This is a genomic window from Colwellia echini, from assembly GCF_002843355.2.
Taxonomy (GTDB): domain Bacteria; phylum Pseudomonadota; class Gammaproteobacteria; order Enterobacterales; family Alteromonadaceae; genus Colwellia; species Colwellia echini.
In genome coordinates, this window is the sequence record NZ_PJAI02000001.1 from 538987 (window position 1) to 551561 (window position 12575).

Annotated in this window: 14 protein-coding genes; 4 read left to right on the top strand and 10 right to left on the bottom strand. The window is 36.9% G+C overall.

Translation table 11 applies throughout. The annotated features are described in order from the left end of the window. Positions 1 to 77: 77 nt before the first annotated feature. Positions 78 to 848 (bottom strand): spermidine synthase, encoded by a 771-nt coding sequence (locus CWS31_RS02100; RefSeq protein ID WP_101343445.1) that lies wholly within the window; start codon positions 846 to 848, stop codon positions 78 to 80. Between the two features lie 193 nt (positions 849 to 1041). Between CWS31_RS02100 and CWS31_RS02105 the strand changes: the two genes are divergently transcribed. From CWS31_RS02105 to CWS31_RS02120, 4 genes are all read left to right on the top strand, one after another. Continuing rightward, positions 1042 to 1953, top strand: coding sequence for an NAD-binding protein (locus CWS31_RS02105; RefSeq protein ID WP_101343446.1), 912 nt, complete (start codon positions 1042 to 1044; stop codon positions 1951 to 1953). Positions 1954 to 2242: 289 nt separating this feature from the next. Continuing rightward, positions 2243 to 2581, top strand: coding sequence for a hypothetical protein (locus CWS31_RS02110; protein WP_211355775.1), 339 nt, complete (start codon positions 2243 to 2245; stop codon positions 2579 to 2581). After that, positions 2581 to 3516, top strand: coding sequence for a tRNA-dihydrouridine synthase (locus tag CWS31_RS02115; RefSeq protein WP_101343447.1), 936 nt, complete (start codon positions 2581 to 2583; stop codon positions 3514 to 3516). The genes CWS31_RS02110 and CWS31_RS02115 overlap by 1 nt, the downstream gene beginning before the upstream one ends. Positions 3517 to 3639: 123 nt before the next feature. Beyond that, positions 3640 to 4257: an HdeD family acid-resistance protein gene (locus CWS31_RS02120; RefSeq protein WP_101343448.1), complete on the top strand. Its 618-nt coding sequence runs from the start codon at positions 3640 to 3642 to the stop codon at positions 4255 to 4257. 197 nt (positions 4258 to 4454) lie between these two features. Here CWS31_RS02120 and panC read toward each other — a convergent pair whose 3' ends face one another. The 9 genes from panC to CWS31_RS02165 form a co-directional block, all read right to left on the bottom strand. Next, a complete protein-coding gene (panC, locus tag CWS31_RS02125; protein ID WP_101343449.1) occupies positions 4455 to 5321 on the bottom strand; it encodes a pantoate--beta-alanine ligase in 867 nt (288 codons plus the stop codon). A 98-nt stretch (positions 5322 to 5419) separates the two neighbouring features. Then, entirely contained in the window at positions 5420 to 6214 is a 795-nt protein-coding gene (gene panB, locus CWS31_RS02130; RefSeq protein WP_101343450.1) for a 3-methyl-2-oxobutanoate hydroxymethyltransferase, read from the bottom strand. Positions 6215 to 6295: 81 nt separating this feature from the next. Continuing rightward, complete coding sequence (gene folK / locus CWS31_RS02135) at positions 6296 to 6805, bottom strand: 2-amino-4-hydroxy-6-hydroxymethyldihydropteridine diphosphokinase (protein WP_101343451.1); 510 nt, start codon at positions 6803 to 6805, stop codon at positions 6296 to 6298. Between the two features lie 10 nt (positions 6806 to 6815). Next, on the bottom strand, positions 6816 to 8303 hold the full coding sequence (pcnB, locus tag CWS31_RS02140) for a polynucleotide adenylyltransferase PcnB (RefSeq protein ID WP_246143279.1): 1488 nt from the start codon (positions 8301 to 8303) through the stop codon (positions 6816 to 6818). Between the two features lie 166 nt (positions 8304 to 8469). Further along, positions 8470 to 9162 carry an SDR family oxidoreductase gene (locus CWS31_RS02145; RefSeq protein ID WP_101343452.1) on the bottom strand — a complete coding sequence of 231 codons (693 nt, stop codon included), beginning with the start codon at positions 9160 to 9162 and terminating at the stop codon, positions 8470 to 8472. A 137-nt stretch (positions 9163 to 9299) separates the two neighbouring features. Further along, complete coding sequence (gene gluQRS / locus CWS31_RS02150) at positions 9300 to 10343, bottom strand: tRNA glutamyl-Q(34) synthetase GluQRS (RefSeq protein ID WP_101343453.1); 1044 nt, start codon at positions 10341 to 10343, stop codon at positions 9300 to 9302. Positions 10344 to 10364: 21 nt separating this feature from the next. Then, positions 10365 to 10811, bottom strand: coding sequence for an RNA polymerase-binding protein DksA (gene dksA / locus CWS31_RS02155; protein ID WP_101343454.1), 447 nt, complete (start codon positions 10809 to 10811; stop codon positions 10365 to 10367). 292 nt (positions 10812 to 11103) lie between these two features. After that, entirely contained in the window at positions 11104 to 11865 is a 762-nt protein-coding gene (gene sfsA, locus CWS31_RS02160; RefSeq protein ID WP_101343455.1) for a DNA/RNA nuclease SfsA, read from the bottom strand. 67 nt (positions 11866 to 11932) lie between these two features. Continuing rightward, positions 11933 to 12352: a hypothetical protein gene (locus CWS31_RS02165; RefSeq protein ID WP_101343456.1), complete on the bottom strand. Its 420-nt coding sequence runs from the start codon at positions 12350 to 12352 to the stop codon at positions 11933 to 11935. Positions 12353 to 12575: the final 223 nt, after the last annotated feature.

The window sequence follows — 12575 nt, forward strand, 5'->3', positions numbered from 1 at the left end:
AACTTTTAATTGTTTTGATAAAAAGGATGCTGCGGCATCCTTTTTTGTCTCTAGAGTTTAGATAAGTTAGTTTGGTACTAATTGGCCTGTAAACCATAGCGCCAAAATCTGCGCCACCGATTTAAGGTAACAGCTGGTAAATAAGAGTTTTTATTACGTTGTATTAGCTTTTCTAATAGCCAATGATTTGGAGTTAAATGAATAACAATATTTAAGTAATTTGGAATACTGAAGTAAGTGATGTGATGTTCAGGGCACAATTGCTGCAATATAGTTAGCGACAAATTAATATTTTGATCACTAATATCAGGTAAATTAATTGATAAACACGCTGAGTTATTTAATGAAGCTGCTAATACTTCAAGTTGCTTTACAATAATCTTAAAACCAAACTCTTTTGATTGATATACATCACATATAAGCCAATCAATATCATCACTACTTTCGTTAACATTATTAGTGAGCCATGTCATACCATCAGCGCACACTATGTCAAACGAAGCTTTCTCTGGGTTAAAGTATTGTTCAAAACTATTAATAACATCTTGGCTGTAATCAATAGTGGTTAAGTGTATATTTGATGATAAATGTTGTAAAAATCGCGTTGCATTACCACCACCTAATCCCAATTCAATAACTCGTTTGGGCTTATAAAAAAGTAATGGTAATTGTAATGCAATTTGGTGCGGTAATGTTAATTGCCATGGCTTTCGTTTAAGCATCACACTTTGTACAACGTCACTAAACGCCATCCAGCGATAATGGTCATTATCAGTTACTGATATTGCATCTTGCTGTTGGCTTAAATACACTAACCGACCTTGGGTTAAATGTTTTGCTAACTTCATAAGCCAATTCCTAATGTTGAGCATTACTTATTGAATAAGAGTAACAATAACTAATACATGGGGTTAGGTCACCAAAAATCGTAAGTAAAACTAATGTCACGCATACAAACAATCATGATTGCGATAGTAATATGCAAAATTACCTTGCTAACAACCAAGCTAACAACCAAGCGAACAACAAAGGAATAACAAAGTGAGTAATAAAGTGAATCAGTCTATTTCATCGGTAGGTATTGTTGGTTGTGGCTGGCTTGGTACAGCTTTAGCTGAACAGCTACAAGAGCAAGGGGTTGATGTAGTTGCAACTAGAAGCAGCGATGATAATGTAAATGAATTAATTGAAGACGGTATTGCTGCCGAAGTATTAATATTACCCGCAGAGCAGCAAAGTTTAAATCAACACAAGGTATTTAATCAGCAATGTGTGGTTATAGCAATTACACCTCAATTTAGACAGGGTAGAGTAGATTATGCTGATAAAGTTCAGCAATTAGTAAAAGCCGCAGCAGCTAACAATAAAGTACAACAAATTATTTTATTGAGCAGCACTGCTGTTTATAACGGTTTATCTGGGCTAGTTGATGAGTCAAGTATATTAGATTTAACCGCTGATAAAGTACTACTATTAAACCAAGCTGAACAAGCTGTTTTAACGTACAGCCAAGAAAATACTACTAAAAGAGCATTTATACTTAGACTGTCTGGCTTAGTTGGCCCTAATCGTCATCCAGGTAATTTTTTATTAAATGGCAGAAGGCTTAAAAGTCCGCAGGCCACGGTTAATTTAATCCACCAGAAAGATGCTTTAGGGCTTATTATTGCGTTACTTGATAGTGATCTTAACAGCGGTATTTTCAATGGGGTTAGTGCAACACAAGTAAGCAAAAAAGAATACTACCAAAGTGCAGCTAAAGCATTAGGTTTATCTGCACCTCGTTTTGAAGGTAATAACTTTGAAGATGAGCGCCTGGTAACGTCAGTGTCTTCGTTAAAGAATAAGTTAATAGTTAAAATTGCAGATAAAGTTGTTTCGGGCCAAAAAGCACGAGATCTTTTAGCATATCGCTTCGTCCATGATGATTTACTTCACTGGTTGACTCTTTAATACCCGTTCCATTAATTAGGTGGTCTACTTTATACGTAAGAAAAATGGCCAAATACAAGGCTTTTATTTTTATAACTAGTTGTTCTAATTATTAAATAAATAACGAAGTTGTTGGGGTTTTAACGGATATAAATGACAACCTATTTAATGGGATTGGTATAACGTTATCGATTATTTTCAGTAGCCGGAAGATGATTTATATATTGTCTAGGGATACTTTTGATATAATAGCGGAGACTTTTAGCCTTGTCTGATAGTTAATGAGATTAATTATAAATAGAGTTTACTTTTGAAACTATTTCCAACCAAATTTATTGCTCGCCATCAAGCTAAGTTATTATTTTTAGTGCTTTGGAGTCATGTCACATTATTGAATCTATTTTACGTGACTTATTCTGGTCCTATATTTTTTTGGGACAAAGCTATACAGCCATATACGCAAATTATTCACTTAATGGTCGCCTTAGTCGCTATTGGTTTTTATTTTGTTTTACGAAAGTTAATGCAACGGTTTAATGTGAGTAAAAATGCTAAACCATTGCGTGCTTCTGTATTAGCCTCTGCTTATTCTCCTAAAAATTCATCAAGCCAATCTTGTAATTCATCATTAAAGAGAACTGAGAAATAATGCGCGTTGTCTTAGCTCCGATGGAGGGGGTTTTAGATCACCTAATGCGAGACTTGTTAACTCAAGTGGGTGACTATGATTTGTGTGTTACTGAGTTTGTTCGTGTAGTCGATACTGTTTTATCTGATCGTGCTTTTTTCCGATATTGTCCGGAGCTACTGGAAGCTGACGCCTATGGTTGTACCACAAAATCAGGTACTCCGGTTCGTGTACAACTATTGGGTCAATATCCTGAATATATGGCTGCCAATGCGGCCAAAGTTGTGGAGTTAGGCTCAAGTGGTATTGATATTAATTTTGGCTGCCCAGCTAAAGCGGTTAATAGAAGCCGCGGCGGTGCTATTTTATTAAAAGATCCTGAGAATCTTTATCAAATAGTTAAAGCCGTTAAAGAAGCTGTACCCAAGGATACTATAGTAAGCGCTAAAATTCGTTTAGGTTACGAAGATAAAACCTTAGCTATAGAAAACGCTCAAGCGGTGGAAGCGGCAGGCGCAAATCAACTTACTGTGCATGCACGTACTAAAGTTGAAGGATACAGACCTCCAGCACATTGGCAGTGGATTGCTAAAATAAATAAGGCTATTTCAATTCCGGTGATTGCTAACGGCGATATTTGGTGCTTAGAAGATGCCATCAAGTGTAGGGAAGTATCTGGATGTAGCGATATTATGGTGGGCCGAGGCGCCTTAACCATACCTAACTTAGGTAAAGTGATTAAACAAGAAAGTGAAGTAATGCCATGGCAAGATGTACAAGCGTTATTGAAAGCCTACACAGCATTTGAAACTCGCGGTGATAAGAGTGCATACTTTCCTAATCGTATTAAACAATGGTTAAAATATATTAAAAATTTTTACCCTGAAGCTGAAGTATTATTTACTGATATAAGACGCTTTAAAACCGTTGAAGAGATCAGAAACGCCCTGAGCTAAAGCTGGCCCACTTTATTAATATCGCTACTTCATTATTTTCACCAATAATTTATACCGTTAATCAATAACTTCTGTTACCTTAGCATTAATTAAAATAGCGTATAAATTTAAGGATGAACACTGATGACAGATATTGTGAATAATTCTGAAAAATCAAACGAGACAGCTGTTAACGAAGAAATAACAGTAACTCGCGAAACGCAAACCCAGATGCTTAGTATGGCGTTTGCAAGGAATACTAAAATGGCTGGTATTGTAATGATTGTCATAGGCCTTTTAGGTATTTTAGTACCTAACTTTATTGGTATAGCTTTTAACACCTTTGTAGGCGGAATTTTCTTGTTAGCTGCATTAGCATTAGCTTTTAATGCTTGGCACACTAAAAATCAAAATATGTCCTTATGGTTTAGACCATTTGTTTTAACTGCCTTAGGACTTATTATATTTATTCACCCTGGAATCATCTTGGGAGTGTTAGGTTTATTAATTGCTATTTATTTCTTAATTAGTGGTTTTAGTTCAATGGTGTTTGCTTTTGAATTAAAATCTTCAGCTAAATTATTAACCTTATTAAATGGTGCTGTTTCCTTTGTGCTTGGCGTTATCGTGCTCGACAGTTGGCCATTTGCCAGTGCTTGGGTGATTGGTTTAATTATTGGTGTTACTTTCCTTTTTGATGGTATTTCATTATTAAGTATTGCTAACCAAGTAAAAAGTACACAAGAGAAAGTAGTTAACTAGTTCTAGTGTTAATTTATTAAGCAGAACTAAAAAACCAGCATTTACGCTGGTTTTTTTTCGGCTAAATTAAGCGGAGGGAAAATCATTAAATAAATGACGCAGTAGTTAATGCTTTTAACCCGTATAAATGATCACTTAGTTTGTGACATTGGTATTTGCTATGAATTAACCTTTAACTCAAAGTACTTTGTGGAGGCTTAGCTCAATTTAACTTGTAAGTTATCGATTAAACGGGCTTTACCGCAATGCGCTGCGGCTAAAATAACTAACCGAGTATCTGCCATAGTTGCCGGTTGTAATGTTTGTGCATGGCATACATGTAAATAATCTGTTGTTAATCCAGCCTTATCAATTGCTTTAGTTGCTTGCGCGGCTAAAGTAATGAAATCAATGTCGTGCTGTTGAGTATATTTAGTAGTAATTTGCTCAGCTAACCAACGTAGATTGTGTTGCAAGGCTGGAGCAATTGCTTTTTGCTCTGCGGTTAAGTAGCCATTGCGCGAGCTTAATGCTAAGCCGCTTGCTTCTCGACTAGTCGGTACTGGAATGATCGTAATTGGCATCGACAAGTCTTCAACCATTGTTTGTATCACTTGCACTTGTTGATAATCTTTTAGGCCAAAACAGGCGACATCAGGTTGTACCAAATTAAACAACTTACAAACGATGGTTGATACGCCACGAAAATGCCCAGGACGACTTTCTCCGCAATACCCATCTGATACGTTAGGCACCTCAACAAAGCTTTGTTTGTCTAATCCGTTTGGATAAATCATTTCAGGTGTTGGGGTAAACAATAAATCAGTACCCGCGGCAGTTAACTTTGCTTGATCGTCTGCCATGGTGCGCGGATAGTTATCAATATCTTCATTTACGCCAAACTGCATCGGGTTAACGAAAATACTCGCTACAATTTTATCGGCGTGTTTATGTGCTTCATCCACTAATGAAATATGACCTGCATGTAAATTACCCATGGTAGGCACAAAAGCAATGGTTAAACCTTGTTGACGCCAAGCCTTTACTTGGGCGCGTAATTCACTAATGTCATTAACTGTTTTCATAAGTCTTCTTTGATATTTGTGTAATCTATATGGAGTATATAAATTACTTGATAAAACCAATATTTGAAGTAAGTGTTAACTTACTTTGTGTGGCCTAATTATTTGAATGTATGTTCATCAGCTGGGAAATTACCAGCAGTTACTTCACTGATATAAAGCGCAATAGCACTTTTGATATCGCCAGTATCTTGTAAGAAGTTACGTGAAAATTTTGGCATATAATTACAAGCGATCCCTAAAGCATCGTGCATTACTAAGATTTGCCCATCGGTATCTTTACCCGCGCCAATACCAATGACAGGGATAGTTAAGGCCTTAGTAATTGCTTCGCCTAAACTTGCTGGAATACATTCAAGTACTAATAATTGCGCGCCAGCCGCTTCTAGTGCTTTAGCATCATCAATCATTTTTTGAGCTTTATCGTTATCTCGACCTTGTACTTTAAAACCGCCAAAAATATTTACTGATTGCGGCGTTAAACCTAAATGCGCACAAACAGGAATGCCGCGCTCTACTAAGGCTGAAATTGTATCGTTAAGCCAAGCACCACCTTCCATTTTTACCATGCTAGCGCCGGCTTGCATTAACAGTGCTGCATTGGCTATGGCTTGCTCTTGGTTGGCATAACTCATAAAAGGCATGTCAGCGATAATAAGCGACTTTTCAACGCCACGTTTTACAGAACGAGTATGATAAGCCATTTCTTCTACAGTAACTGGTAGTGTGCTGTCTTGACCTTGTAACACCATGCCTAATGAGTCGCCAATTAAAATAGCATGTATGCCTGCTTGATCAAATAGTTTGGCAAAACTGGCGTCATAAGCGGTGATGGTAGAAATTTTCTCACCTTGTTGTTTCATGTTAAGTAAGCTTGCAGTAGTTATTTTAGCCATGACTTTTCCGAATAGGTTATGAGATTAATAAATTTTTGATTTACAAATTAATGTTATAAAAGCTATAAGTTAAGTATTAATTTAAAGCTTAAGTATGCCATTGCTATTTATTTCACTAGCAATTTTTCTCACTGAACTATTATCTGGTAAATGTAAGGCAGGGGCAATTTCAGCGAGTGGTAACAAAACAAATTCTCGTAGTTTCATACCGTAATGCGGTACGGTTAAACGTTCATTATCAATTGTTTCATCGCCATATAATAATATATCACAATCTAGGATACGCGCGCCCCAACGGTTGTCTTTGCGAACTCGTCCAGCGGTATTTTCAATAGCTTGTAAAGCATCTAATAATTCAAGAGCAGATAATGTTGTTTCAATGGCGATAACTGCATTAATGTAATCATCTTGATCTTGCGGCCCCATTGGCTTACTTAAATACAAAGCAGATAACGCCACAACAGTACTTGAAGGTATCGTCGCAATCGCTTTTGCGGCATTACTTACTTGTACTTTTGGATTGGATAAATTACTGCCTAATCCGACATAAGCAGTAACTGTAGATGATTTTTGTAGCTGAGTTGTTTGCATTGTTTTTTCGTTACGACTGAGTTGGTTTAGCTGCAGGTTTGCGACGTTTTTTCGGACTACGACGTTTTGAACCTTGTGGCAGTTTTACACCGCGGATCATTTGCAAGCGAGCTTCATTTGATACGTCTTGAAAGTTGGTCCACCATTGAGCTAATTCATGCAGTTCAGGTGTGTTTTCAATTTGTGCGCGTAATAATAAGAAATCGTAACCTGCTCTAAATTTAGGATGTTCTAAACATTTAAAAGCTTTTTTACCTTCGCGACGAACTAACTTTTCTTGCAATATCCAAATATCTTTAATCACCGATTGAAAGCGTTTTGGAATAGCAATACTACGTTGTTGCTCGGGCATTATTTCATTTAGTGCAGCAAAGAAAACATCTTGCGGTGTTAATTGGGTTGTAACTTTAATTTGCTGAATATGCTTTTGTAATGGATACCAAAGCATAGCGGCAAATAAAAAGGCAGGGGTTACGCGTTGATTGTTGTTAATACGCTTGTCGGTGTTTTCCATCGCCAAGGTAATAAATTCAAGTAAAAAGCTCTGCTCTTTCGTTTCGTTATTAAGCGCTTGGTCAACTGCAGGGAAGAAATAACCAAATAAATCATAGCTGCGCAGTTGTTCAAAGTTAGCAATTGCTTTACCTGAAATAAACATTTTCAAGAATTCTTCAAATAAGCGGGCGGCAGGGATATTAGCCATTAATGAAGAAAGCTCTTTAATTGGCGCTTTTGTCTCCGCACTTATTTGCATATCAAGTTTGGTAGCGAAACGTATAGCACGCAGCATACGTACAGGATCTTCACGGTAACGTGTTTGTGGATCGCCAATTAAACGAATAACTCTGTCGTTAACATCTTGTACACCATTAGCAAAGTCATAAACTTTAAAGTCTTTTGCGGAGTAATACAGCGCATTGATCGTGAAATCGCGACGTTCTGCATCTTCATCAATGGTGCCGTAAATATTGTCGCGTAATAACATGCCATCTTCGCTTTGCTTAGATGTAGTTGTTTTACTTTTGTCGTTACTTTCTGCAGCGTCGTGATGACCACGAAAGGTCGCCACTTCAATAATTTCACGACCAAAAACAATATGCGCTAATCTAAAACGTCTGCCAATTAAACGACAATTTCTAAACAAAGCTTTAATTTGATCAGGGGTTGCATTGGTCGCAATATCAAAGTCTTTTGGTTCTAGACCTAATAAAATATCACGTACGCCGCCACCAACAAGGTAAGCTTCAAAACCGCCTTTATTTAAACGGTAGAGTACTTTAAGTGCATTTGGACTTAATAATTGGCGTGATACAGGATGTTGGTCGCGCGTTAAAACTATCGGATCGGTGAAAGATGCTGTGGCAACCGTTTTTTTGTTACGGGCGCTTTTTTTAACACTGTGATTAGCGTTTTGTTTAGGAGCGATTTCGGCGATAGGTTTCTTCTCTTTTTTAGAGAAAACTCTTTTGCATAAATTAATAACGCTTTTGATAGTCACAGACCTTTAGAACGAGATGAAATAGTGCCGCAATGATATAACAGTACAGGGCAAAAGAGAATAACAGAGGTGTTAAATAGCGTGAAAAATCAGCAAAAAGTAGCGATATTAATAGCAAGAAAAAAACATAGCGCCGAACAGCTATGTTTCTTTCTTTATACGCTCTTTACCAAGGCAGTATTTCACCATTTGAGTGCTTAAATAGACCAGAATCTTCCAGAGTTAAAGCGTCCATTAATTCAACCAGACGTGTTGCTGCGTCATCCGCGCTGATATCACCATTACTTAATACACCATTGCTATTTACCATCTCGGTTTTCACATAACCTGGGTGGTAAATGCCAACAGCAATATTGTCTTTTTCTAAATCTCGAGCGAGTGATACTGCAGCAATATTTAACGCTGCTTTTGACATACGGTAACCATATCGGCCACCTGAAGTATTATCGGTTACTGAGCCCATTCTAGAAGTAATAAAAGCTAACTTACTACCAGACGTAAAGTTCGATAATAAGGCGTGACTAAAGCATAATGGCGCAAGTGCATTTACATTAAATTGCTCAATGATGGTTTCGGTATTTAAATCATTAAGTTGCTCGTCACGTAAAATGCCGGCGTTGTTAATTAATAAGTCAATGCTGTTGCCGTTAAGCGCAGCAATCGCTGTATCAATACCTGCTTGGGTAGCAACATCGACTTGTTCTACCACGTTTACATTAAGTGCATCTAAGGCTGGAGAGCTTTTTCGGCAAAGGGCGTACACAGTGTCACCACGTTGTTGGAAAATGCTCGCCATGGCTAAACCAATACCTCGGTTAGCGCCAGTAATTACAATTGTTTGTGCTGTGCTAGTTGACATAAATTTTCCTTTTTAATTGAGAATAGTGAGAGTTTTATGTTTAATACCAAGCCCGTTAATTAGTGATCTATTATACCAAACAAGTTGCTGTAAAAGTAATCTCGAAAGTTCAACAGACTCTAATGTTTAATTAATGTTTAATTAATGTTTACTGCAACGGTTTTAGGTACATTATCACGTTGCCAATGAGTAATCGCCCATTGAATGATTTCTTCAACATTCGCTTGTGCTAATTCAGGCAAAGGTGCTTGGCCTAAAAAGCTTAAGGCGGCAATAAGTGCGGGTTGTGGCTTGCTGTTATCAATAGCTGGTGCTTTATTTTGTTTGCTCAGTTTATAGCCGTCGCTGGTTACTGCTAATGGGATATGACCAAACTGCGGAGTAATAACTTTTAGACAGTTTTCTTTTGTGGCGTTTGTTTTAAAATCAACTTTGGCAAAAGATTGATGTAATGTTTGATATAAGGTCAGTTGTCTTGCTGTTGGTTCAAGTAAATCACAACCTCTAACTACATGGGTAATACCTTGCGTTATATCATCGGCAACTACGGCAAGTTGGTAGGCAAATAAACCATCTTTTCGGTGAATAATAAAGTCTTCATTAGCGAGTGCTTTGTCGCAATTTACCTGACCTTGAAAAATGTCATCAAATTGATATAAGCCATATTGGTTTACTAATCTTATCGCCCCGTTTTCAGGTGCGCTTACATTAGGTGGATTATTATCTGCTGCGTGATTAGTTATTCGACAATGACCTTGATATATTCCACCAATTGCTTTGATATTAGCGCGAGTGCATTGGCAATAATAACTGAGTTTTTGTTGAGCTAAATGAGCGAGGATATCGCGATAATAATCTGACTGGGTACTTTGATATAACTCGGTTTCATCCCAATGTAAGCCAAATGCTTCTAAGGTTTTTAATATCGCAGCGCTTGCGCCTTGTTGTTCCCGAGGCGGGTCAATATCTTCAATACGAACTAACCATTTTCCGTGTTCGCCATAGCTATTCACAAATGACTTGGCATCAAGAAAGCTCGCTAAAGCAGCGATAAGGGAACCAAAGTGAAGTAAACCAGAGGGGGACGGAGCAAAGCGACCACGATAATGAGAAGCCTGAATAGGCATATCGGGTCGCTTGTTACATGACTTGTCGGATGAGAAGTTATGCAAATTATTCATTTAGCTAAAATAAGCTAAAAACTAGCCCGCCATTTGGCGTTCTTTAATTTCAGCTAACGTTTTACATTCAATACAAAGATCGGCTGTAGGACGAGCTTCTAAACGGCGAATACCGATTTCTATGCCACAAGAGTCACAAAAACCAAAATCATCATCTTCGATTAACTGTAAAGTTTTTTCAATTTTCTTGATAAGTTTACGTTCACGATCTCGGGTACGTAACTCAAGACTAAACTCTTCTTCTTGTGCTGCTCTGTCAACAGGATCAGGGAAGTTAGCTGCTTCGTCTTGCATATGCGTTACGGTACGATCAACTTCTTGGCGTAACTGTATACGCCAAGCATCCAAAATCTTTTTGAAATGCTCTTGTTGAGGTTCGCCCATGTATTCTTCACCAGCTTTTTCTTGGTATGGACCAACGCCGGCTAGGGCAAGAATACCTAATGGTTTATTTGGGGTTGTTGGCATGCTTAATTCTCCTAATGCTACATAGACCAAGGCAATTTTTTAATGTATCACGTTTTACGTGAACAATGCCTTTGTTGTAAGTGCCAATATTTTATATATGACCTGATTAAGCAGACTATATGGGGTCGCTTATGATAAAAATCAACTAAATAGCTGAGCTTTAACTGAAATAAATATTTTATCTAATTTTATCAATTAGTTAATGGCAACAATCTTTTTATTCAATTATTTAAAAACGTTTAAAATTTTTGAGCAAGCTTTTTTAGCAAGTTTTACTAGTCTGAGTCAATCTTTATCGTGTAATAAAGGCGATTTTATTATGTAAATGAATACTTATTTCATTTAATTCTTGCTCGTTAAAATCAAAAGAGGCTTTATATGCGATTATTTCTACTCCGGCTAATTCTGCTTGTTTGAGTAATTCTGCATAAGCTGGATCAACATGTGCTGCTGCAGCAATATCATTAATGCCACTATGTAACACCGCAAATAGTAAAACAGCTCTATGACCTTGGGAGACCATATCCATTAATTCACGTAAATGCTTTTGCCCGCGAAGAGTTACTGCATCAGGAAAATATCCATGTTCTCCTTCTAACAAAGTAACTGATTTCACTTCGATATAAGTGTTAGGTTTATCCTGATAAGTCGTTAAAAAATCTATCCGGCTATTCTCATTACCATATTTAACTTCGCGTTGAAGGCTTGTAAAACCAGTAAGTTCAGCTATTAAACCTTGATTCAATGCTTCTTCAACCAATTGATTCGCACGTATAGTATTTACGCAAATATAATGTTGCGATTTGGTTTCTGTTATTTCCCAACTAAATGGATATTTGCGTTTAAGGTTATCAGATGTTGAGTACCAAACTGTATCATCAGGTTCAGCGCAACCTTTCATCGCCCCTGTGTTGGCGCAATGTATTGTTGTTTCGATAGTTTTTTTTTGCCCAGTTAATTGTTCTGTTAGTTGCTCAGTTAAAGGGAATTCTATATCAGCGAGAAAACGCTTATAGCGTTTAATTAATTTGGCAGGTTTTACTTGGAGTTTCATGGCAGTAAGGAGTTAATGATTGTTATCAGCTATAATAACTCATCTTACGGTATTTTTTGTGATTAGCTTATGCTGATTGATAAGCGCTTTCTTGTTCAACAAAATCATTAAGCCAATTACTTGCATTTTCACTGTCAGTAAAAACATGAAATTGTAATTCACAATCTTGATAAATACGTTGAAATTGCATTTGTTGAATATCAGCATTACTACTATTTAGAATAACAACCGCTATCGCTATCATACCTTTTCGTTGTCTATGTTGAGTAGTTTCACGTAATTGACTTTCAGCTTCAGGAGTAATAAGCCCATTACCACGGAAGGTGACTAATGAGCCCCATGCGCTACCACTCATTTTTTCAGTAAGTTGTTGGATATCTTTATGAAAACTTTCTGCAGTTTCCTCATCGAATGCACCTTGCACGTCAACCAACATGATATTTTCTTGTTGCTCAATGACATAGCATCCTTGTACTGATTGTTTCATTAGAAGTCCTTATTGTTAAGTGGCTTATTTGGCGAACCTTCATTAATAACAGAATTTAAATGATTTGCAAAGTATGTATAATATTTTTTATTTGCAAGTGCTGTTTAGATTATTTTTATTAAAATTCGATAAGCCTTATAACAAAATAATTAAGTGATAAAATAGATGTTTTAAAATAAAACGTAACAATTAGTCTTTTGCTTTGATGTTATACCCACTTCAA